Annotated in this window: 21 protein-coding genes and 1 riboswitch; of the genes, 3 read left to right on the top strand and 18 right to left on the bottom strand. The window is 44.9% G+C overall.

Translation table 11 applies throughout. The features are described from left to right. Positions 1-56: 56 nt before the first annotated feature. From guaB to CDG61_RS01155, 8 genes are all read right to left on the bottom strand, one after another. Positions 57-1,523 (bottom strand): IMP dehydrogenase, encoded by a 1,467-nt coding sequence (gene guaB, locus CDG61_RS01190; protein WP_087512029.1) that lies wholly within the window; start codon positions 1,521-1,523, stop codon positions 57-59. Between the two features lie 226 nt (positions 1,524-1,749). Beyond that, positions 1,750-2,559: an MBL fold metallo-hydrolase gene (locus CDG61_RS01185; protein WP_087512194.1), complete on the bottom strand. Its 810-nt coding sequence runs from the start codon at positions 2,557-2,559 to the stop codon at positions 1,750-1,752. Between the two features lie 185 nt (positions 2,560-2,744). Beyond that, positions 2,745-3,110 carry a YkgJ family cysteine cluster protein gene (locus CDG61_RS01180; RefSeq protein WP_087549753.1) on the bottom strand — a complete coding sequence of 122 codons (366 nt, stop codon included), beginning with the start codon at positions 3,108-3,110 and terminating at the stop codon, positions 2,745-2,747. Positions 3,111-3,198: 88 nt separating this feature from the next. After that, positions 3,199-3,996, bottom strand: a complete 798-nt coding sequence (locus CDG61_RS01175) for an MBL fold metallo-hydrolase (protein ID WP_087512027.1) — start codon at positions 3,994-3,996, stop codon at positions 3,199-3,201. Between the two features lie 180 nt (positions 3,997-4,176). Continuing rightward, positions 4,177-4,752, bottom strand: a complete 576-nt coding sequence (locus CDG61_RS01170) for a TMEM165/GDT1 family protein (RefSeq protein WP_087549752.1) — start codon at positions 4,750-4,752, stop codon at positions 4,177-4,179. A 17-nt stretch (positions 4,753-4,769) separates the two neighbouring features. Beyond that, a riboswitch (yybP-ykoY riboswitch) is annotated at positions 4,770-4,967 on the bottom strand. 115 nt (positions 4,968-5,082) lie between these two features. Beyond that, entirely contained in the window at positions 5,083-7,056 is a 1,974-nt protein-coding gene (locus tag CDG61_RS01165; RefSeq protein WP_087549750.1) for a 2-oxo acid dehydrogenase subunit E2, read from the bottom strand. Between the two features lie 2 nt (positions 7,057-7,058). Further along, positions 7,059-9,767: a pyruvate dehydrogenase (acetyl-transferring), homodimeric type gene (gene aceE / locus CDG61_RS01160; RefSeq protein WP_087549749.1), complete on the bottom strand. Its 2,709-nt coding sequence runs from the start codon at positions 9,765-9,767 to the stop codon at positions 7,059-7,061. 207 nt (positions 9,768-9,974) lie between these two features. Next, a complete protein-coding gene (locus tag CDG61_RS01155; RefSeq protein WP_087512023.1) occupies positions 9,975-10,667 on the bottom strand; it encodes a M23 family metallopeptidase in 693 nt (230 codons plus the stop codon). Positions 10,668-10,776: 109 nt separating this feature from the next. Here CDG61_RS01155 and CDG61_RS01150 point away from each other — a divergent pair, with 109 nt between their 5' ends. Continuing rightward, positions 10,777-11,217, top strand: a complete 441-nt coding sequence (locus CDG61_RS01150) for a DUF721 domain-containing protein (protein ID WP_087512193.1) — start codon at positions 10,777-10,779, stop codon at positions 11,215-11,217. Between the two features lie 97 nt (positions 11,218-11,314). On the opposite strand, the gene lpxC is transcribed toward CDG61_RS01150, so the two are convergent. The 10 genes from lpxC to pyrE form a co-directional block, all read right to left on the bottom strand. Beyond that, a complete protein-coding gene (gene lpxC / locus CDG61_RS01145) occupies positions 11,315-12,217 on the bottom strand; it encodes a UDP-3-O-acyl-N-acetylglucosamine deacetylase (protein WP_087512022.1) in 903 nt (300 codons plus the stop codon). A 124-nt stretch (positions 12,218-12,341) separates the two neighbouring features. Further along, complete coding sequence (gene ftsZ / locus CDG61_RS01140; RefSeq protein ID WP_087549748.1) at positions 12,342-13,529, bottom strand: cell division protein FtsZ; 1,188 nt, start codon at positions 13,527-13,529, stop codon at positions 12,342-12,344. Positions 13,530-13,696: 167 nt separating this feature from the next. After that, positions 13,697-14,959 (bottom strand): cell division protein FtsA, encoded by a 1,263-nt coding sequence (gene ftsA / locus CDG61_RS01135; RefSeq protein ID WP_087512020.1) that lies wholly within the window; start codon positions 14,957-14,959, stop codon positions 13,697-13,699. A 63-nt stretch (positions 14,960-15,022) separates the two neighbouring features. After that, positions 15,023-15,877, bottom strand: a complete 855-nt coding sequence (locus CDG61_RS01130) for a cell division protein FtsQ/DivIB (RefSeq protein ID WP_087549747.1) — start codon at positions 15,875-15,877, stop codon at positions 15,023-15,025. Positions 15,878-15,880: 3 nt separating this feature from the next. Continuing rightward, on the bottom strand, positions 15,881-16,810 hold the full coding sequence (locus CDG61_RS01125; protein ID WP_087549746.1) for a D-alanine--D-alanine ligase: 930 nt from the start codon (positions 16,808-16,810) through the stop codon (positions 15,881-15,883). Positions 16,811-16,859: 49 nt separating this feature from the next. Next, entirely contained in the window at positions 16,860-18,308 is a 1,449-nt protein-coding gene (gene murC / locus CDG61_RS01120; RefSeq protein ID WP_087549745.1) for a UDP-N-acetylmuramate--L-alanine ligase, read from the bottom strand. A gap of 12 nt (positions 18,309-18,320) precedes the next feature. Further along, positions 18,321-19,418, bottom strand: coding sequence for an undecaprenyldiphospho-muramoylpentapeptide beta-N-acetylglucosaminyltransferase (gene murG, locus CDG61_RS01115; protein ID WP_087549744.1), 1,098 nt, complete (start codon positions 19,416-19,418; stop codon positions 18,321-18,323). A 286-nt stretch (positions 19,419-19,704) separates the two neighbouring features. After that, complete coding sequence (gene gshB / locus CDG61_RS01110) at positions 19,705-20,649, bottom strand: glutathione synthase (RefSeq protein ID WP_087549743.1); 945 nt, start codon at positions 20,647-20,649, stop codon at positions 19,705-19,707. 343 nt (positions 20,650-20,992) lie between these two features. Beyond that, complete coding sequence (locus CDG61_RS01105) at positions 20,993-21,364, bottom strand: hypothetical protein (protein ID WP_147387763.1); 372 nt, start codon at positions 21,362-21,364, stop codon at positions 20,993-20,995. A 225-nt stretch (positions 21,365-21,589) separates the two neighbouring features. After that, positions 21,590-22,240 carry an orotate phosphoribosyltransferase gene (gene pyrE, locus CDG61_RS01100; RefSeq protein WP_087512013.1) on the bottom strand — a complete coding sequence of 217 codons (651 nt, stop codon included), beginning with the start codon at positions 22,238-22,240 and terminating at the stop codon, positions 21,590-21,592. A 40-nt stretch (positions 22,241-22,280) separates the two neighbouring features. Here pyrE and CDG61_RS01095 point away from each other — a divergent pair, with 40 nt between their 5' ends. Together CDG61_RS01095 and CDG61_RS01090 are read left to right on the top strand one after the other, a co-directional pair. Next, positions 22,281-23,099 (top strand): exodeoxyribonuclease III, encoded by an 819-nt coding sequence (locus CDG61_RS01095; RefSeq protein ID WP_087549741.1) that lies wholly within the window; start codon positions 22,281-22,283, stop codon positions 23,097-23,099. A 463-nt stretch (positions 23,100-23,562) separates the two neighbouring features. Continuing rightward, entirely contained in the window at positions 23,563-23,913 is a 351-nt protein-coding gene (locus CDG61_RS01090; protein WP_087549740.1) for a Spx/MgsR family RNA polymerase-binding regulatory protein, read from the top strand. Positions 23,914-24,008: the final 95 nt, after the last annotated feature.

Below are 24,008 nucleotides of genomic sequence, written 5' to 3'. Positions count from 1 at the left end.
CAAAATAAAAAAGCCGTCATAAAAATGACGGCTTTATGTATAAACAATACGAATGTTTAACCAACGCGATAATTCGGCGCTTCTTTGGTAATCGTTACATCATGGACATGAGATTCTGACATACCTGCAGATGTGATTTTCACAAATTTTGCATTCTGACGCAGGTCTTCAATGGTCGCAGAACCGGTATAACCCATAGATGAACGTAAACCACCCATCATCTGATGAACGATATTGCCCATTGGACCTTTGTAAGGCACACGACCTTCAATACCTTCTGGTACCAGTTTTTCAGCACCGGCTTTAGAGTCCTGGAAGTAACGGTCAGCAGAACCTGTTGCACCAGCCATTGCACCCAAAGAACCCATACCGCGGTATGCTTTGTAGTAACGACCCTGGAAGAATTCAACTTCACCTGGTGCTTCTTCAGTACCAGCCATCAGTGAACCGACCATAATTGTGCTTGCACCAGCACCAATCGCTTTCGCCATGTCGCCTGAGAAGCGGATACCACCATCAGCAATTAAAGGAATCTGATCTTTTAATGCATTGGCAACACTGTCAATTGCAGAAATCTGTGGCATGCCAATACCGGCAACAATACGGGTCGTACAGATTGAACCAGGTCCAATCCCGACTTTCACTGCATCTGCACCAGCATCAAGTAATGCAAGAGCAGCATCACCCGTTGCAATATTTCCGCCAATCACCTGTACCTGAGGATAATTTGCTTTCACCCAGCGTACACGTTCAATTACACCAGCAGAATGACCATGTGCTGTATCCACCACAATTGCATCCACACCAGCTTCAACCAGTGCTTCAACACGGCTTGGTGTTTCCACACCTGTACCAACTGCAGCACCTACACGTAAACGACCTAATTCGTCTTTACAGCTGTTCGGATAAAGTTCTGCTTTACGGAAATCTGTGACCGTAATCAGACCTTTCAGTTCGTTGTTTTCACCCACAACGATCACTTTTTCAATGCGGTTCTTCTGCAGAAGTGCCTGAATGTTTTCTTTGGATTCGTTCTCACGTACTGTGACTAAACGATCCTGACCCGTCATGATATTGCTGACCGGCTGTTCCAGATTGGTTTCAAAACGGGTGTCACGTCCGGTTACGATACCGACAACTTTTCCGTCTTTTACAACAGGTACACCACTGATGTTGTTTGCCTGAGTAATGGCAATCAGTTCACGTACAGTTGTTTCAGGAGTCACAGTGATAGGATCTTTCACCATGCCTGCTTCGAATTTTTTTACACGGCGAACTTCTGCAGCCTGAGCAGAAATATCCATGTTTTTATGCAGAATACCGATACCACCATTTTGTGCCATCGCAATCGCCATACGTGACTCAGTCACTGTATCCATTGCTGCTGATACCATGGGAATATTCAGTTGAATGCCGCGTGTGAGGCGTGTCTTTAGAGAGACATCTTTTGGGAGAACAGTAGAATAGGCAGGGAGTAATAAGACATCATCGAAGGTTAGCGCGTCTTGAACGATGGTCAACATAACAGTCTCGCTGGTAATTTCCGTGAGCTATTATATACAAATCTGAGTTTAATTTTCATTTTAAATTGTGGAATTTGCCATTTAATCCTGTAATTTTGTGCCATAACGGTACATCAGCCCTGTAAACACCACTGATGCACCCATTTCAACAGCGCATAAAAATCTGCTTTAAGCTGAAAACCTCTGCCAGATTCAGTTGATTAAACCCGATACACAAAATTCATGATTAGCCCATGGTCGCGATTTTCTCAGGGCAGCGGAAAATATTTTTATCCATAATATCCACACCACAAGGCAGATCCCATAACCAGTCCAGTAACTGCTCAATGGATTCACGACCGGCAAAAGGTGCTCCATGTTGCGGAACAATCATTTCTATATCCATGTCCTTCACCATATCCACCCAGTAACGCAGTACACGGTTGGAACACATATATCGCTGATGAAAGGATTTCATGTGTGGAATATGCGCCTGAAAGTTCTGAACCGGAGTCTGTGGATCACCTGAAAGTGATGCCCCCAGATCACCTGAAAACAGTACTTTGGAAATCGGATCATAAAACTGAAAATTACCGACTGAATGCAAAAAATGGGCAGGTATACTGAACAGCTCACTTTGCCCCAGGGGCAGACTCAATCCTTCGTCTGGCAGTTCAATCAGACGCTCAAACCATTCACCTTCCATTTTATCCATAGTAAAAGCAGAGTTGAGATGAGGTAAAAACCTCGCCCAGAGCCTGGATGCCACAATTTTAGCTTTGGTATGCATCAGCCAGCGGGGCATCGAGGTAATAATGTCAGGATCCTGATGTGAACCGAAGACATACCGGATATTGTCCAGCCGGATATATTTAAACAGCTCCATCGTCAGCGGTGTATAGGTCAGATCTCCCCCTGGATCAATAATTGCTCCATCCTGACCATTTACAATTAAAAACTGATTGGCCTGCACCCCCTCACCTTTAACCAGACTGGTAAAGACGATGCATTTATGTTCCCCATTATCAAATAAAGTATAGGATGTGGTTTTTGACATCTTTTTGTTCTCCGTCTGTTTATCATTTCTGCGCCCACATTCCATGAGTGGCACTGATTACATTATAACCAGTTAATTCCATAATAAAAGTATGCCTTTATACTAAATTTATAATTTATTTATGTTTTTATTAAAATTCAGGCATAAAAAAAGCAGGAAATCATCCTGCTTTTTTATATTGCTGTTTAACAGACCTGATCAAAATCCTCGTCATTGACCGAGTCATCAGGCAGCACTTCAACAAAAGGAATCATGTTATGTGCCCGTCGTGCTTTATTGCACTGCGCATCTGCAATCTGTACTTCTTTACAGGAAGAACTTCTGGCTTCATAAATCCCACAGCTGACTGCCTGACCCACTTCACCATTCAGGGCGATACAGCGAGGGTTTTTCTGATTGGTACCTTTCATGCAGGAATATACAGCTGTCAGTGGTTCCGTATAGGAATCAGGCATTGGCATGCCCTCTGCCCAGTAAAACGAAACCCTGAAATAAGCGCAGCAAGCGCCACAGCTGAGACATGCATCCTGTGTCGGTACCTGAGATAACATTTCTTATAAATTCTCGTCGTTAAAATTAATTTTCCCGACAGGAATCTTAAAAAATGTTGTTTTTCCGCACAAGATTTTTTTTAATTTTTTACTCTGGACAGGTGAAAACAGATTCGTCCATCAGATCTGTACCACACTGCAGAGTTTCCACCCAGTCCAGGAACTGGTTTATTTTTTCCTGACCAATAAACGCATTACCGTGCTGAGGAACAATCATCTCTACATCCATGCTGCGAACCATACTCACCCATAGACGGATAATTTTATTGTTGCACATGTAACGCTGATGGAAACCACGCATTTTTGGAATATGCGATTCAAAGTCTTCCAGAGGTGTCGAAGCATCATCCACGATGGATGCTCCCATATCACCTGAGAACAGAATCTTTGCAACCGGATCATAAAACTGGAAATTACCGACTGAATGCAGGAAGTGAGCAGGTACGGCAACAATATAGGATTCGCCTAAAGGAATTCTCTGACCACCATCTTTCAGTTCAATCAGACGCTCCAGCCAGCTGCCTTTCATGCGGTCACTCATAAAAGCTGAATTCAGATGCGGTAAGAAACGTGCCCACAGCTTGGAAGCAACAATTTTAGCTTCTGTATAAACAAGCCAGCGAGGCATGGAAGTGATAATGTCAGGGTCCTGGTGAGATGCCATGACATAATCCAGGTTAGTCAGACGCGTATATTTATTCAGTTCCATGGTTAATGGTACATAGGTCAGGTCACCGCCTGGATCCAGTACTGCCGCCCGTTCATTGTCAATAATCAGGAACTGGTTCGCCTGAACACCTTCGCCCTTTACAAGGCTGGTAAAACTGATACATTTATGCGTACCATTATCAAAAAGTACCTGCGATGTAGTGCGCTCAAAAGCCATTCCGAATTCCCCAGACAATCTGTTATTTACATTGGATTTTTAATTCCTTATAACATAAATGGAAATGGCGAAAGTTACAATAAATATACATTGAATGTTTCAAGTATTTCTGAATATCTTTAGTCGAAAAAAGGTCACAGTGACCCGAAACCATGATCACTGTGGTTATTTTACTGTGGGTCAGAACAGGTAATGCTGAACCAGGGTGGAAATACCGATAATCAGGAAAATTGCAGCACCGACCTTATGAATCAGGGAAACCGGTAAACGGTCTGCCATTTTATTTCCAATAAATACCGCAGGTGCATTGGCAAGCATCATCCCGACCGTCGTACCCGCCATGACCCACCAGAGGCTGTCAAAACGAGCTGCGAGTGCAACCGTTGCAATCTGGGTTTTATCACCGATTTCCGCCAGAAAAAATAAAATGAATGTGGCACCAAAAACACCAAATTTCTGCCAGTGGTTAATGCTGTCAGTTTCATCATCCAGCTGATCCGGAATCAGCATCCAGACCGCCATGGCAATAAAACCAAGCGATAAAATCCACATCATGACTTCAGGGCTGAGTAATGTGGTGATGAACTGACCCAGTGCCGCAGAAAGACCGTGATTGATCAGGGTTGCAAGCAGAATGGCAATAAGAATGGGAACAGGCTTTCTAAATCTTGCCGCCAGCAATAAAGCCAGTAACTGGGTTTTATCACCCATTTCAGCAAGTGCCACAATTGCAGTGGAAATCAGAAATTCATGCATGATGTCTTTCTCTGGCCAGCAAAAATTACCGATGACTTATCCCTCCTGCCAGCCATATCTGCAGAGTGATAAATCAAAGGTCTTGCCAACAAAAGAAAAGCTTTGGAAAAGCTGGATTGGTTCTTTGCTATGATGACCATGCTCTGTTGAGCAATTATGTTGACCATCACCTTTTTACTGATCGTAAAAAGCGGCTACTCCCCAATGAAGTACGTCCATTCTAAATGGCTTGGTATGACATTACAATGAAATTCATCCAGAAAAGCATCTCTTCTTAAAAAAAGAAAAAACCTGCCGAAGCAGGTTTTTAATCAAACAGTCCAGACAGACTTAAAGCAGAATATTACGGATGTCTGCCAGCAGTTTCGCCAGTTTATTGGTAAAACGGGCTGCATCCGCACCATTAATCACGCGGTGATCGTATGACAGGGACAATGGCAACATCAGCTTCGGATCAAAACCTTCACCATTCCATACCGGTTGCATAGTCGCAGGAGAAATCCCCAGAATTGCCACCTGAGGCCAGTTCACCAATGGGGTAAATGCTGTACCACCAATCGAGCCGAGGCTGGTGATAGTAAAGTTTGCACCCTGTAAGTCTTTCGGTGAAAGTTTCTTATCGCGTGCTTTTTTACTCAGCTCGCCGAGTTCAATTGCGATCTGTTTAATCGACTTCTGATCAGGATTACGCAGCACCGGTACGGTCAGTCCATCTGGTGTTGCTACAGCAATCCCCATGTGAATTTCGTTACGTAACAGTACGCCTTTCTGATCATCTGCCAGATGACCTGCAAAATACGGCTCTTCTTTAAGCAGGAATGCCACCGCTTTAGCAATGAAAGCCAGAATGGTTAAGCTGATGCCATCCTGTTTGAATTTGCCTTTCAGCTCACTACGCCATGCTTCAAGCTCAGTAATATCAGCCAGATCAAACTGAGTGACCTGTGGAATAAAGTTATTCAGTGACAGCTGGGGTACAGAGACCTGCTGAAGACGGGTCATTGGTGCAACTTCACCACCACCAAATGTGCTGAAATCAGGCAATGACGGTAAACCTGATGCAACAGGTGCTGCCGCAGCAACAGCTGTCGCCTGTGGTGCAGTCAGACGACCTTTGACATAAGCAAAGACATCGTCTTTCATCAGACGTTCATGTGGACCGGATGCTTTGACCTGAGCCAGAACAACACCAAGTTCACGCGCCAGTTTACGCACCGCAGGACCCGCATACACTTTGGCATTTTCAGCCTGCTGTTCTTTGCTGAGTTTTTCAGTCTGCGCAGGTGCTGATACATCAGTCTTCACTGCAGGCTGTGTTTCAGCAGTTTTAGCTGCAACAGGTTCAGATTTTTTCTCAGCTGGGGCTGGCTGCGGTTTTTCCGCAACTGCACTACCCTGAGCCTCAACAGTCACCAGTGCTGCACCCTGTGATACCGACTGATTCAGCTCGACATGAATGGCTTTGACCACACCTGCCACGGTACTTGGCACTTCAACAGAAGCTTTATCAGACTCCGCAACCACCAGACTCTGGTCTTTTTCAACCTGATCACCGACTTTCACCAGTATTTCTGAAACGGTAGCTTTATCCACGCCCAGATCAGGCACTGTGACATCCACAGAACCAGCCTGAGCAGATGCTGGCTGTTCCTGTTTCACTTCTGCAACCGGTGCAGATGCCTGCTCTGCAGGTGTAGACACAGGCTGAGTAGTCTCATTACCCGCCGAAGCTGTTTTAACTGTAATCAGCACCACACCTTCTTTGACCGTATCCCCTTCTTTGACGCTAATACTCTCAACAGTACCCGCAACTGTGCTTGGAACTTCAACTGTTGCTTTGTCGGATTCAACCACAACAATGCTGTCATCTACGGCAATTTCATCACCAACCTGAACCAGAATCTCTCCAACCAGTGCTTTTTCCACACCAATATCAGGGACTTTAACATCCACAACCTGTGCCGATGCTGACGCAGTTACAGGTGCTTTTGCTTCAGCTACAGGTTCAGCTTTTACTGTTTCAGCTGCAACTTCCTGAGTTGCTTCTGGAGCAGGTGCTTCATTTGCAACTGCGGCATCAGCAGATTCAACCTCAACCAGCACAGCACCTTCAGAGACTTCATCTCCTTCGGATACCGCAATACTTTTCACCACACCCGCCACAGTACTGGGTACTTCAACTGAAGCTTTATCTGACTCAAGCAGGACAATACTGTCATCCACAGCAATTGTATCGCCTACTTTGACTAGTATTTCTGCAACGGTGGCTTTGTCCACACCAATATCAGGAGTTTTAATTTGCATGATTATTTCTCCTCAGCTGGTTCAGCATAAGCTGCAACTTCCTGTACTGAAGGATGCGCCTGCGGTAACCATGCAACAGGACGGTCTACATCCAGTTCAAAACTCGAAATAGCATCTTTCACCAGGCGGGCATCCACCTCACCTTCATCAGCCAGTTTTTTCAGTGTCGCAACAACAATATGTGCTGCATCCACACCGAAGTAACTGCGCAGGTTGCCACGGGTATCTGAACGGCCATAACCGTCTGTACCCAATGCCACAAATGGACGGCTGTCTGGCAGATAAGCACGGATCTGTTCGCTGTAAGCACGCATATGATCGGTTGCAGAAACCACAATACCGTCAGTACCACGCAACTGCTGAGACACCCAGCTTTCTTTACCATCTTCCAGCGGATGCAGGCGATTATATTCTTCAACAGCCATACCATCACGTGCCAGTTCGTTATAGCTCGTTACACTCCATACATTGGAATGAATCTGGTATTCATCACGCAGGATTTTCGCAGCTTTGATCACTTCACGCAGAATCACACCTGAGCCCAGTAACTGAACCGTTGCTTTACTGTCCTGCTCCAGCTGATACATACCACGCTTAATGCCTTCTTCCACGCCTTCTGGCATTTCAGGATGCTCGTAGTTTTCGTTCATCACAGTCAGATAATAGAACACACGCTCCTGATTCACATACATACGCTGTAAACCGTCATGCACAATCACAGCCAGCTCATAACCGAAGCATGGGTCATAAGACACACAGTTTGGAATGGTGTTTGCCAGAATATGCGAATGACCGTCCTGATGCTGCAGACCTTCACCGTTCAAGGTCGTACGACCTGCAGTTGCGCCCAGTAAGAAGCCCTGAGCCTGTGAATCCCCTGCCGCCCATGCAATATCACCGATACGCTGGAAACCGAACATGGAGTAATACATGTACATCGGAATCATTGGCAGGTTATTGGTTGAATAACTGGTACCCAAAGCAGACCAGGCACTCATTGCACCGGCTTCGTTAATCCCTTCCTGAAGCATGTGACCATCTTTGGCTTCACGGTAGTTCATCAGCTGTTCCTGGTCTTCAGGCGTATATTTCTGACCATGTGCAGCATAAATACCCAGCTGACGGAACATACCTTCCAGACCGAAAGTACGTGCTTCATCCGGAACGATCGGTACAACACGGTCTTTAATCGCTTTATCTTTCAGCAATGCTGCAATTAAACGAACCATGACCATCGTGGTGGACTGTTCTTTACCTGCACTGCCTTTGAGCACAGCATCAAAAGCAGAAAGCTCAGGAATCGCAAGTGCTTCACTTTCTTTACGACGTGCAGGTAAATAACCACCCAGACTCTCACGACGCGCTTTCATGTATTTTATTTCAGGTGAATTTTCACTTGGACGATAAAGAGGAACGTCCTGTAGCTGATCATCTGTAAATGGCAGGTTGAAACGGTCGCGGACGTATTTCAACGAATCAATCTGCATTTTTTTGATCTGATGCGTTTTATTGACCGCTTCAATTTCATCTGACAGGCCATAACCTTTGACTGTCTTCGCCAGAATCACAGTAGGCTGACCATTACTTGTCATGGCTGCTGCATAAGCTGCATACACTTTGTATGGGTCATGACCACCACGGTTCAGGTTATCAATATCTTCATCACTGAGGTTTTTCACCATTTCCGCAGTTTCAGGATATTGCCCAAAGAATTTCTCACGGGTGTATGCACCACCTTTCACCTGGTAACGCTGATAATCACCATCCACCGCTTCTTCCATACGGGATTTCAGCGCACCTGTCGTATCTTTGTCGAGTAAGGAGTCCCAGTGACGTCCCCACACCACTTTAATCACACGCCAACCTGCACCACGGAAGACAGACTCAAGTTCCTGAATAATTTTACCATTACCACGAACAGGGCCATCTAAACGCTGCAGGTTACAGTTCACCACCCAGATCAGGTTATCCAGCTTTTCACGACCTGCCAGTGAAATTGCACCGAGGCTTTCCGGCTCATCCATTTCACCATCGCCCAGGTAAGCCCAGACTTTACGGTCTTCTTCTTTGACCAGACCACGGTTCATCAGATACTTCTGAATATGTGCCTGATAGATCGACATGATTGGACCCAGACCCATGGATACCGTTGGGAACTGCCAGTAATCAGGCATCAGATATGGGTGCGGATAACTTGAAAGCCCCTGACCACCGACTTCGCGACGGAAATTGTTGAGCTGATCTTCAGTTAAACGACCTTCCAGAAATGAACGTGCATAAATACCCGGTGCACAGTGCCCCTGGTAATAGATCATGTCACCGCCAAAGCTGTCGCTGTTGGCACGGAAGAAATGGTTAAAACCTACATCGTACAATGTTGCAGAAGACGCAAAACTTGCAAGGTGCCCGCCCAGGTCATCGCCTGTTCTGTTAGCACGCAGTACCATCGCCAGCGCATTCCAACGGATCAGGGCGCGAATACGGCGCTCCATATCCTGATCGCCAGGCATGGCAGGAGACTCTTCTACCGAAATCGTATTTAAGTAAGGAGTATTCAGTCGCTGAATAGGAACATGCTTTGCAATTGCCTGCTGATACAGCTTTTCCAACAGAAAAGCCGCTCGCTCTGTCCCCATGTGCTGTAAAACTGAATCAAAGGCATCTTGCCATTCCTGTGTTTCCTGCGCGTCAGTATCACCGTAAAACGCCATAATTCACCTGTTCCTTACCAAATTTTATTTTATATATGTACCATATTCCGGGGGTATGAAGTTATCGCTATAGCTGAATAGAGCATGACAGCATTATTTAGAAAATAAATACCCAATGACTATTTCTTACACAAGAACACAAAAAACCGCCAATAAAGGCGGTTTTCTGTACAGATTAAATTTATCTGAATGATATAAGCTGTGAACTTAAGGCAGCATAGCCAGGTAGGTCGCTGGATTCTTACGCTGACCATCCTTCACTACTTCATAATGAAGATGAGGACCTGTACAGCGACCTGTACAGCCTACATTGGCAATCTGCTCACCAGCGTCCACACGATCACCAACACGGGCAATCAGGCGAGATGCGTGCGCATAACGGGTGATATAACCATTACCATGATTAATTTCAACATACTGACCATAACCTGTACCCCAACCTGACTTGGTTACGATACCAGGACCTGTCGCATAAATAGGTGTGCCACTTGGCGCAGACATGTCCAGACCCGAATGGTTTTCAGCACGGCCGCCCATGGTACGACCACCATAGTTTGAGCTGACACGCTTCATATCAGGTAAAGGATGGGCAACCAGCCACGAATACGGATTTGAGGAAGAATAACTGACGGCAGATCTGCCATATTTCTTTTCAATACTTTCATTATTCAGTTCAACAGGTTTTTCACGCAGCTGAACAGACATTTTTGAAGTTGCTGGAATTTCAATATCCTCAACTTCAGCATAAGAACCTGATGCCAGTGTTTTTGTCAGCTGTTCAAGACGATCTTCTGAACTGCCATTCGCTGTTGCTGCATCAAGTTGAACCAGATCGGCAAAAGCTACAGACGCAGCTGATGCTGCAAAAGAAAATGCCAGTAAAATACGTCGCAAATGCATAAAAAACCTCTTAAACTGTTCTTACTCAAAATTTCCTTGCGTGATCTCTTCCTTGATATCCACTGAAAACTGGGCTTAAGATTAAGACATAAACATGAAGGAACAATGTATGTCAGAACCCGTCAATCCGTTTCAGCAAACAAGAAAACACATAAAAACAGGAAACTTAACGTTTCTTTCAAAGCAAGTGACTGCGTGGCAGAAACTTACAAAAATTATTCAACCCTTGCTGCCCCAACCAGAGCAATGGCAGGTTGTTTGTTATCAACACGGTATTCTGACGTTAACGGGTGAAAATCAGGCAATGATCAGTCAGCTCGGTTATCTTCAGAAACAGTATATTTCTGTATTGTCACAAATAGATGAATTACATGATCTGCATAAAATACAGGTCAGGTTAAGATTTCAGCCTAAGGCAAGCCCTAAATCAGATATCCCTGCAACTCCACTTGATCAGGAAACCCAGGACATGCTGCATGGTGCTGCTGACTTTGTGAACGACCCTAAGCTTAGCCAGGCATTGCGTCGTTTGGCAAGAAATAAAAAGTAAACAGCGTGATTTTTAAAATAATAACTCACCAATAAAACGTGATTAATTTATCGTTTTTATTTATCACCCTGTAACACAACCTTATAAAGACAACAACTTAAGTCACACTTACATAAGGAATTGGACATTCAGATGTGTCATTAAATGTTACAATTTCATAGCTGGATGGGTCGCTTTTGACATTGCGCAACAACTGATTGTTTAAAGCATGTCCAGATTTATAACCATCAAAGCGGGCAATAATCTGGTGCCCAAGCAGATACAGATCACCAACCGCATCCAGAATTTTATGGCGTACAAATTCGTCTGAAAAGCGTAAACCTTCTTCATTGACGACGCCGGTATCATCCAGACCAACAGCATTATCCAGGCTTGCACCTAACGCCAGATTATTGGCTTTCAGATAATCCAGATCTTTCATGAAGCCAAAAGTACGTGCTCCACTGACTTCGTAAACAAAAGTCTCTGTCGAGAAATCAATGGTTGCAGACTGATATTCTTTTTTAAATGCGGGATGATCAAAATCAATGGTGAAGTTCAGCTGAAAGCCCTGATGAGGTACAAAAACTGCACGCTTATCATCAATCAGTGCTTCTACAGGTTTTAATATTCTGATAAATTTTTTCGGAGCATCCTGTTCGGCAAGACCTCCCTGCATCAACAGATAAATAAATGGTCCAGCACTGCCATCCATAATTGGGACTTCGGAAGCAGATACCTCTATGATCAGGTTATCAATTCCCAAGCCAGCAATAGCACTCATCACATGTTCGATTGTCCCAACCTTGGCACTTTCCTGAACCAGGTTTGAACACATAAATGCTTCCTGAATCAGCATGGCATCAGCATGAATATCCACAGGTGGATTCAGGTCAATGCGACGAAACACAATTCCCCCATCAACATGATGTGGCACAAAGTTGATCATAACTTTCTGCCCACTGTGAAGACCAATACCACTGGCTTTCACTACACGCTGTAAGGTTCTCTGTTTCAACATGCGTTTTCTTTCATCTGCTCCAAAACTGCTATACGTTAGCATATTTAGCCATTGATAAAAAACAAAAAGGTAGTATTGCTACTACCTTTTATATATAAAACACTGATTTATAAAAGATCAGTGTTTATTTTCTTTGCTGATTTTTCAGATAATCCTGAATACTCATTGGTGTTGGACGCGAAGTCCCTGCTGAACTGCCTGTATTTGCAGCTGGCGCACTGTCTGCCTGCTGACGCTGAATAGCAGGTACATCATCATCTTCAGCGGTATTTTGAGGTGCAGAACTGTGGTTTACATGTGCCGAAGGACGTTTCGCAGGCTCTGCTGAATCTGCTGAATTACGGGTCAGACCTGTTGCAATCACTGTCACACTGATTTCATCACGTGCATCTGGATCAAATACTGTACCGTAGAATACCTGACCTTCATCCAGATCAACAATCTGATTGACTACATCGGTAATTTCTTCAATTTCACCGAAAGTCACATCATCGCCACCAGTGACATTGATCAGAATCCCTTTTGCATTCATGATCGTGACATTATCCAGTAACGGACTGCGGATTGCCTGCTCAGCTGCCTGACGTGCACGTGTTTCACCACGTCCACTGCCCACACCCATCATGGCATAACCACGGGTACTCATTGCAGTTTTCAGATCGGCGAAGTCAAGGTTGATATGACCTGGGCGAACCACAAGATCAAAGATACTGCGCACCGCATTCAGTAACACATCATCTGCCTTTTTATAGGCATCTTTCATTGAAATATCACGGAAAACTTTAAGCAGTCGCTGGTTTGGAATAATAATCAGGGAATCAACATGCGCTTCAAGTGCTTCAATACCCTTTTCCGCAGACTGCTGACGACGCTTACCTTCAAAGTTAAACGGCGTAGTGACAACACCAACGGTCAGAATCCCCATTTCTTTCGCAATTTCAGCAACGACTGGCGCGGCACCTGTACCTGTACCACCACCCATACCGGCAGTCACAAAAACCATATCCGTACCTTCCAGGTGCTGGCGGATCAGTTCACGGCTTTCTTCTGCTGCTGCCTGTCCTACCTGAGGATTGGCACCCGCACCCAGACCACGGGTGCTTTGCTCACCCAGCTGAATCTTGAACTGAGCATTCATACGATCAAGGGCCTGTTTATCCGTATTTGCACAGACAAACTTTACACCCTGAATATCAGACTCAAGCATGTGCTGTACGGCATTACCACCAGCACCACCTACACCGAATACAGTGAAACGGGCTTGACCGTTGCTATCGTTCTGATCATCTTCTAAAAATTCAAATGAGGCCATGACCTTTGGACTTCCTAATTCATCTCTGGCAGAAACTGCTCGCCCGTATACTGCCTTGATCTTAATAAACAAAAAAATTGTGTTTTAGGATGCTGTTCAACTCAAGGCTTGTCAAGTCCAAGTCGTCTGACGTACATCTTACAAACAATATTCCCTAAAAAATTAATCTAAAAAACTGATTTCAGTTTCTCATTTAACCCTGACCATGCCCGTCCAATCCGTTTCACAAAGGATAAATGATCGGTATCTTCCGGTTCAACAACCGCTTCCTGAGTTTCACTCTGACTGAACAGCAGCAGTCCTGCCGCAGTTGCATACTGTGAACGTCTCAATGCGGCCAGGTGCTGATCATCTGCACTGATCTGTAATGGCGGATTGCCCAGGTGTGCAGAAACACCCAGCATTTTTCTGACCAGGCTGATCATCCCTTCGATCTGGCAGGCATCACCGGTCAGTACCACACCATGATAAAGCCCATGAATGGCACCACTTTTCTCCAGTTCTTCACGCACCTGCCCAAAGATTTCTTCGTAACGGGCAATAATAATTTCTGTCAGTTCAATACGGCTGATGGTCTGAGGTCCATCGATTCCCTGAATCTGAATCATGTGATCCGGCTTGACCACTTTAAGGTCTACGCAGCCGTACAGCAGTTTAATCCGTTCCGCTTCTTCTGTTGTGGTCTGCAGTACTGCTGCAATATCACGTGTGACATGCTCACCACCACGCTGTAAGGTGTGTGCAAACGCCAGTCGCCCATCCAGATACACGGCTATATTTGTTGTTCCTGCACCGATATCCACCAGGCAGACGCCATATTCTTTTTCATCTTTCAACAGACTTGCTTCAGCGGTCGCCAGGCTGGAAACCACCATTTTTTCAACACTGATATTTGCGCCTTTCATGGCACGGTCCAGATTCTGCATGGTGCTGATCGGCAGCATCATCAGCTGATAATGCCCCGTCATGCTGTGTGCAGACATTCTGACCGGATTCTGTACCCATTCACCAGAATCATCCAGATCAAAACCCAGTGGAACTGCACTGACCAGGTAATGGTCTGAAGTCACATGGCTGGCTTTGGCAAGCTCAAGAGCACGTACCACTTCACTGGTGGAAATAGAATGGTCACTGTTGTCAATTGGAGTACGTCCAGATGCATAAAAACTTTTCAGTTCCGCACTCGGAATGGATACCCAGGCAGAATGCACACGACATTCAGCCATATCTTCCGCTTCCTGCACGGCATTTTTTATAGCTGTAATGACTTTATCAAGACTGACAATTTTTCCTTTACTCATGCCCCGGTTACGCGCAGTCGCCATCCCGATCACCTGGATGTTGTCCGGAGCGTGTACCTTGCCAATCAAAACTGAAACTTTGTGTGTCCCAATGTCAATCGCAACAACTGAGGGAACAGCTTCATTCATTATTCACTACCATTACATTTCTGTTTAATTTATGGCTTAACGCCTATGTTATAAAGCCAGGTATTATGGCTTTGCCGTTCTTCCATCCGCAATGCCTGTGTCACTAATCGTTACAACAAAGTGACCATTGACAATTTTTGGTGGCAGCCCATTTTTCCACTGTATTGCCAGACCGTTGCGGTACCGCAGGTCTATTGAGGAAATCAGAGGCCACACCGGTTTTAAATCGCTTTGCGCAAGATGGCTCATGCGCTGCAATTTACTCATCGTCTGATCCTGATCCACGATAACACGCAAACCAGAGTCAAACTGCATAAACCAGGTCATTCGGTCTGTTAGATATAATTCTTTTAGACGAATATTCACTGGTTGAAATAACTGATTAATTTCATGATAACGGCGCATCATCATTTTTGACTGATGCACAGGACCATGCAGTAACGGTAAATTCTGATAATTTTTAGGTTTTACTTCTGAAAATACATCACCACTGTCACTTAACAGCCGTCCTGTACCCCAGCGGGCAATGGCATGCTTCGGCATAACCCTGACTTTAATGGCATTTGGCCAAGCCCTGGAAACCACAACCCGATCCACCCATGAAATCTCAAGCGTTTTATCACGGATCTGCTCAAGATCAGAGGTGAAGTAATTATGCTGTACCGCAGGCGATACAAGTTTGATCACCTGCTGCGCTTCCTCATCCGAACGGCTTCCCACAACATTCAGTTCTGCAACCCGGGCATCCGTCATGACCTGATACAGAGCATACACACCCAATGCAAGTACAACGAATGCAATCAGCATCAATAACCACCCACCTGCATTGGCAAGCTTTTCTCCACGTGTCGGAGGCTTGTCATGAATGGAGGTGATTGCTGCCTTTTTTCGGCGCATGGATGCAGGAAGCTGAGCCATAAATCAGTGAACTTTTTCCGCTAAGGTCTGCTCAAGAATCGCAACACAAAGCTCATCGAAGCTGTATCCAACCGCCTGAGCCGCTTTCGGCACCAGAGAATGACTGGTCATACCTGGAACTGTATTTACTTCCAGCAACCAGAAATTGCCCTGTTCATCACGCATGGCATCAATACGTCCCCAGCCACTTGCACCCACTGCATTAAATGCACGCTGGCACAATGCCTGAAGCTGCTCTTCTTCAGCTTTTTCCAGACCACATGGAATACCGTACTGAACATCATCACGGTTATATTTTGCTTCATAATCGTAAAATGCAACGTCAGCCGGTGGCTGAAGACGAATCACAGGCAATGGCTGACCGTTCAGGAATGAAATCGTATATTCACGACCTGTAATCCATTTTTCAGCCATAACAACGGCATCATGTTTCGTTGCTTTTTCAATTGCTGCAGCAAGGTCTTCTGCTTTTTCTACCTTGCTCATACCCACGCTTGAACCTTCATGCACAGGTTTAATAATCAATGGCAAACCAAGTACACTGACCACTTCATTCAGGTCTGTGTCTTTGCCAACAATGCGATATGGTGCTGTTGGAAGCTCAGAACCCTGCCAGATCTGTTTGGTTTTGACTTTATCCATGCCAATAGCAGAACCCTGAACACCAGTGCCGGTATATGGCAGATTCAGCCACTCAAGCGCACCCTGAATCTGACCGTCTTCACCACCACGACCATGCAGTACAATAAAAGCACGGTCAAAATTGACCAGTTCAGTAATACTGCGTTCCTGAGGATCAAAACCTTCTGCATTTACGCCAGAACGCAGCAGTGCCTCAAGCACTGCCTGACCACTTGCCAGTGAAACTTCACGTTCAGCCGACTTACCACCCAACAGCACTGCAACTTTGCCGAATTTTGAAGCATTTGACATTTTTTATCCTTAAATCTTTAAAAACGGGTTAAATCCAAGCTCAGCTCAATTATTTTAAATAGAGGTTATGCTGAGTAAGTTCCACTGAAATTGCACCCACATTACCTGCACCCTGTGTCAACAGCAGATCGTTTGCCTGCAACACTTTTTTCATGACACTCTGAATGTTACCTTCAACCGGATCGAGTAAAATTGGCTCAACCTCACCCCGTAAACGGATGCTTCTTGCCAAAGCACGACTGTCAGCTCCCACAATCGGCTTTTCACCCGCAGGATATACCTCAAGCAACAGCAACTGATCAACCTGTGACAATACATCCACAAAATCATCAAAACAGTCACGGGTACGACTGAAACGGTGCGGCTGGAACATCATGACCAGACGACGGTCTGGATGGCTTGCGCGGGCAGCCTTAATGGTTGCTTCCACCTCTTTAGGGTGATGACCGTAATCATCCACCAGTTTGACATTGCCACCGTCCAGTTCAAACTCACCCTGAACCTGGAAACGACGTCCCACACCACTGAAACTTTCAAGCGCACGGGCAATGGCAGCGTCAGAAACACCTTCATCTGTCGCAACACCAATTGCAGCCAGTGCATTTAAAATATTGTGCAGACCTGGCAGGTTAATGGTCAGACGTAATGGCTCACGTCCTTTACGCAATACCGTAAAGTGTGATTGCATACCGGTCTGTTCAACATCAACCGCACGGATGTCATTGTCTTCATTAAAACCATAAGTCAGTAACGGACGTCCGATACGTGGCATGATTTCACGGATATTGGCATCATCACCACAGACAACAGCCAGACCGTAAAACGGCATTTTTTGCAGAAATTTGACAAATGTGTCTTTCAGCACATCAAAGCTGCCACCATAAGTATCCATATGATCTGCATCAATATTGGTCACGATTGCTGCCATTGGCTCAAGGTGCAGGAATGATGCATCTGACTCATCTGCCTCAGCAACAATATAACGGCTCGCACCCAGTGCAGCATTGACACCGGTACGGTTCAGCAGACCACCAATCACATAGGTCGGATCAAGGTTTTCTTCTGCCAGCATACAGGTCACAAGACTGGTCGTCGTGGTTTTCCCGTGTGTCCCGGCAACTGCAATACCATGACGGTAACGCATCAGTTCACCCAGCATTTCTGCACGGCGCACCACTGGAATACGGTTTTCAATCGCCGCTTTTATTTCTGGGTTTTCAGGATCAATCGCTGTGGAAACAACCAGTACATTTGCCCCTTTAATATTGTCAGCGGTATGACCAATGTGTACACGGATATCATTTTCTTCAAGCTGAGCCGTGGTTTTTGATGCTTTGATATCTGAACCCGAAACCTTGTACCCCTGGTTTTTCAGTACTTCAGCAATACCGCACATACCTGCCCCACCAATCCCCACAAAATGAATGTGTTTGATTCGGCGCATTTCAGGAATTTTAATTAATTTTTTTGCTTGTTCAGCAGGAATAGTCGGGGACATAATTTACTCGGATTACAATTCTTGAATTAAACGAACCACTTGCAGGGTTGCATCAGGCTGCGCTTTCTGACGCGCCTTTGCTGCCATTTCAGATAAAAGCTGGCGGTTCATAAGAGGAGTCAGCAGTGCAGCCAGACTTTCTGAAGTCAGATCTGCCTGCGGAGATATTTTTGCAGCACCCGTGTCAGCCAGAAATTTTGCATTGGCCGTCTGGTGATCATCCACAGCACTCGGTAACGGTACAAAGATGGCAGCGACACCTGCTGTCGCAATTTCTGTCACAGTTAAAGCACCGGCGCGACAGATAATCAGATCCGCTTCACTGTAGGCTTTTGCCATATCATCAATAAAAGGCTGAACTTCCACACTCAGTGACACTGGTGCATCTGCATAACGCGCCAGTGTCGTTTCTGCCTGATTCTGACCGCACTGATGAAACACTGAAACAGGAACCTGGAGCTGTTTCAATGCAGCAGGTACACGCTCATTCAGTGCCTGTGCCCCAAGTGAGCCACCCACTATCAGCACTTTAAGTGGCTGACCTGATTTTTCACGTTCCTGATAACGCCATGACGGATTCAGGATTTCAGTAATTTCCTTACGGACAGGATTTCCCGTCGTATTAATTTTTGGTCCATCAGGAAAAGCACCTGGAAATGCCTGACAGACGGTCTTTGCCACTCTGGACAACTGTGTATTGGTAAAACCGGCGATTGCATTCTGTTCATGAATAATCACAGGAATCCCCAGGATTCGGGCTGCAAGACCACCAGGCCCTGCAACATAACCACCGAATCCAGCAACTGCATCCACGTTCAGCTGCTTCATATAGCGCATTGCGCTGAGTGTTGCTTTTAATATTTTAAATGGTGCTGCCAGTTTTCTGAGTACACCATTACCACGCACACCCTGAATATCAATCTGATACACAGGAATATCATGATTTTTCAGAAGACGGTTTTCCATTCCTGCTGGAGTCGCCAGCCAGGAAACTTCTGAACCCTGCTGTTGCAGTTCTTTGGCAACAGCGAGTGCAGGAAATACATGTCCGCCTGTACCTGCGGCCATCATCATGACATGTCTTGGCTTAGTTTGCTGTGGGTTGGTCACGGTCTAATTCTTCAATTCAGATCTGGCAATAAAAATTCATATATAAGTTGACAATTGTAATCACAAACGACAAGGCATTAAAGTTTAATTACTGTATTTCGCCCGGTGTTTAATTGTTTTTTCCCTCATCTTTCTCAGTTTAAACCAGTTTTATTATTAATTCATACAGAACCCTGAAAATCTGTACCAATTCTGTGATTCTGACAGTGAATTTAACCATCAGAATCATAAAAACTTAAATCATGAGAATGCACTGTAAAAGCTCCTCATGATTCTTCATTTCTGTTCAGGCTTTTAAACCGGCTTCCAGCACATCAAACAGATCATCTGCAATGGAAGTTCCAAACTGGGTATCAATTTCACGGATACAGGTCGGACTGGTGACATTAATTTCTGTGACATAATTTCCAATCACATCAAGCCCAACAAAAATCAGACCTTTTTCTCTTAAAAATGGTCCCACTTCAGCTGCAATGGCTTTGTCATTTTCAGTCAGTGGACGTGCCTCACCCAGACCGCCTGCTGCCAGATTTCCACGTACTTCACCATTCTGAGGAATACGCGCCAGACAGTAAGCAACCGGTTCACCATTGATCACCAGGATACGCTTATCACCATCCACAATTTCCGGAATATAACGCTGTGCCATAATCGGAACACTGCCCATGGAGGTCAGCATTTCAATGGTGGAACCAATATTTGCACCTGTGGCAGAAAGACGGAAAATCCCCATTCCACCCATTCCATCCAGTGGTTTAACAATCACATCACCATGCTGCTGGATAAATTCACGGATCAGGCTCTGCTGTGATGTCACCAGGGTTGGAACCTGAAGCTGTGGGAACTGTGTTGCAAACAACTTTTCATTACAGTCACGCAGACTCTGTGGTTTATTGATAATCCACGCACCTTCACGCTCTGCCTGCTCCAGAATATAGGTCGTATAGACAAAATTCATATCAAAAGGCGGGTCTTTACGCATCAGTACAACATCATAAGCCGCGATGGATTCTTTTTTCTTTTCACCCAGTTCGTAATAATGGTTGTAATCTTCAAAAACCTGCAGCGATGAGATCAGCCCGTATGCCTTACCCTGATCAATGTAAAGATCCTGCTGCAGTGCATAGCCAAGCTCATGCCCACGGCGTGATGCAGCCCACAGCATTGCCATGGTTGAATCTTTCTTAAGATTCACATTTTCAATTGGATCCATCACCACAAGTACGCGCATAGTCACTGCTCTTTTTCAGTTTCGTTCTGAATGAGTATAGCGGAGATTCGTCGGTTCTTTTTCTCAATTTCGGTATAGAACTGTTCGAAATTTCAGATTTATATTTTAAAGCTGTGAGTGAATCTGTTTATTGTTTTACAGTATGAATTGAAATAATTCTGTCTGTAGGAAAAACTGCTGAACGCTCATGGGGTAAATCAATATGCTGATTAAAGATTTTATTCTTCATTAATAAAATGTTTTTGACACTGTTTTGTTAAAAAACCTGCTCTCAGTTCTATTATTTTTATGTTCAGTTTTTTGCATCATGATGATCTGTCTGATCATTATCCCGATCTAAAAATCAGCTTTGTACTTTCTGCCGTTCCATAATCAACTGATCAATGCTACCCGGATCTCTCGGCAACCCCAGTCGAACCTGACATCCGGCATCTCCGGAAAAGCCCTCAGTAATGCTGATTTCTGCAGATATTTCCACTGGACGACCAATATAAAAATCCGTTTTTTCCAGGCTATGACATAATCTGGTGGTGTATTTCGGCTCAAGTTCGCCTATTTTAAAATCCTGAAAATACACTGCCACAATAAACTGCTGATTTTTCTGCTCAGGCTCACGCTGAATCTGAACTGTTCGGTTCACAGACTGACCTGGCTGTTTCAACATCAGCACACCCAGCAGTTTCTTTTGTGTTGCTTTATTCAGAGTAATCATCATTTTGCACTCTGGATCATTTTGAAGCACAAACGGATTCAGACGGAAAAAAATATCCCGTTCAATCTGATATCTGTGCCACCGTTTCCGATCAAGATGCTGCAGGGTTAAAAAACCTGCCACCGCACAAAAGACCAACAACACAAGAAAAAGCATGATAATGCACTTCCCCATCCAGCTGACCGTGAATATAAAAAGCCACACTGCTTTTTATATTCACGGACGGGTTTAAATACCGTATTTCACGCGGTAAGCTTCCATTTTCGCCAATGCATCCTTCTCACCTTTTGCGTCCAGATAATTCATCAGGTCTTTCATGGTAATCAGCGCATGTACTGGGATTTCCAGTTCTTTCTGAACTTCCTGAATTGCAGACAGTTCACCCTGACCTTTTTCCTGACGATCCAGCGCAACGAGTACACCCGCAATGGTTGCACCTGCATTTTTCAGTACAGTGACCACTTCACGGATTGCTGTTCCCGCAGTGATAACATCATCAATAATCCAGACTTTCTGACCATGAACCGAAGCACCAACCAGCACACCGCCTTCGCCATGATCTTTTGCTTCCTTACGGTTAAAACCCCACGGTACACTGACACCATGATTCTGTGAAAGTGCAACAGCGGTTGCTGCAACAAAAGGGATACCCTTGTAGGCAGGTCCAAAAATCACTTCCACATTTTTACACTGAGTCAACTTATCCGCATAGCCTGAAGCCAGTAATGACAAAGCTTCACCATCATTCAACAGACCGGCATTAAAAAAATAAGGACTCACACGTCCCGATTTTAAAGTAAACTCACCAAATTTAAGCACACCGCGTGATAATGCGAGTTCGATAAAAGCTTGTGGATCAAATTGAGCTTGCGTTGACATGAGGTGCTCCAGAATTCATACATTGAGGTTATGACTGCGCATGATACCAAAGAGTAGCTACCCAGGTGATCAAAAAATTCTAAGAGTCGTGTCAATTAACGTCAACGGATTACGATCATCTGTCACAAAAGGTTTGCTTGAGTGGATGGAACAGTCTGAAGCAGATGTTATCTGTATTCAGGAAAGCCGGATCACACACGCTCAGTGGACTGACAAATTCAAACCTGAAGGATGGTATACCCACCTGTTTCCCGCGGAACGTCCAGGTTATGCAGGTACCGCGATTTACAGCCGACTGCCTTTTGTTTCAGTCACGGATGGACTTGGCTTCGAGCTGGCAGATTCTCAGGGGCGTTTCATCAGTGCTGAATTTGACCTGGGACTGGGTCAGACCGCTCACATCTGCTCACTTTATCTGCCGTCCGGATCATCCGGTGATGAAGCACAGGCACGTAAAGATCATTTTCTTGAAGAATATACAAAAATTTTAAAACAATGGCGTGATGAAAATAAATCCATCATTGTCTGCGGCGATTACAATATTGTTCACAAGCGTATAGATATCAAAAACTGGTCTGGCAATCAGAAATCTTCAGGCTGTCTGCCACATGAACGTGCGTGGCTGGATCATATTTATGATGAACTGGGCTATGTCGATACATTCAGGGAAGTGCGTAAAGAAGCTGAACTGTATTCGTGGTGGTCCAACCGGGGGCAGGCTCGTGCCAAAAATGTCGGTTGGCGGATTGACTACCAGGCATGCTCACCTGACTGGAAAGAGCGCACGCTCAATGCCTGGGTCTATAAAGACAGCTGGTTCAGCGACCATGCACCGGTCATTATTGACTATAAAATCTGAACCGCAGAACACTATTCAGTGAACACGCGTTTACTGAATAATGTGTTTTCTCTTACATAAGCTGTCGCGTTTGCCACTTATTTTACAGTCCAATTACGAGCATTATAGTCGCACGGCACAGGGATGGTTGTCAGGATGACAGCAAAAGGATTGGAAGCCGTAGGATGAAAAGATACACTGCCTGCAGTGAATCTCAAGGATGTGACATTGGACGTTGAAATGAGACCCGCATGATCAGGATGATTAAATGCGGGTTTTCTCTTTTCTGCTACCCTTGAATTTTTATTATTCTGTTATTTGAATTATGAAGCATTCTTTATAGCCTTCATTCTGACCATGACAGGTTTCATTTTCATGACATTCCTCACACTTTTTCAGATTAATATTTTCAGTCATGCGGAATGGTACTTTTCAGCAAAAAACGCTACCCTGACATGCGCCCATACTGAAAACAGGAAAATGTATGCTGAAAATTTATGGCATTAAAAACTGCAGCTCCATGAAAAAAGCCTTTGATCTGCTGAATGAACTGAATCTGCCTTACGAATTCCATGATTATAAAAAACAGGGTATAGATGCCGAATCCGTGCAGAAGTGGCTTGAGCAAGCCGGACAGGATGTTATTCTGAATAAAAAAGGAACGACATGGAAAAAACTGACCGAACAGGAACAGCAGCATGCACTGTCCAGTGAAGCAGCACTGATTGAAACACTGATGACTCACAGCAGCATGATTAAACGACCGGTACTTGAAACTGAACAGGGACTGCTGGTTGGCTTTGACGAAGCTGCTTACCGCAAATTATCCGCATAATTTTTTTATGGTTTTCAGCACATCAGTATGGCTGGTGTGCTGAACAAAAAAAGCCCGAATCTGTTCGGGCTTTTTTTAATGGACTGCGTCTGTCT

Origin of the sequence: Acinetobacter sp. WCHAc010052, from assembly GCF_002165295.2 — a bacterium.
In the GTDB taxonomy this organism is placed as follows: domain Bacteria; phylum Pseudomonadota; class Gammaproteobacteria; order Pseudomonadales; family Moraxellaceae; genus Acinetobacter; species Acinetobacter chinensis.
The sequence above is the reverse complement of the archived record's forward strand: the minus strand, read 5'-3'. Positions and strand labels throughout refer to the sequence as shown.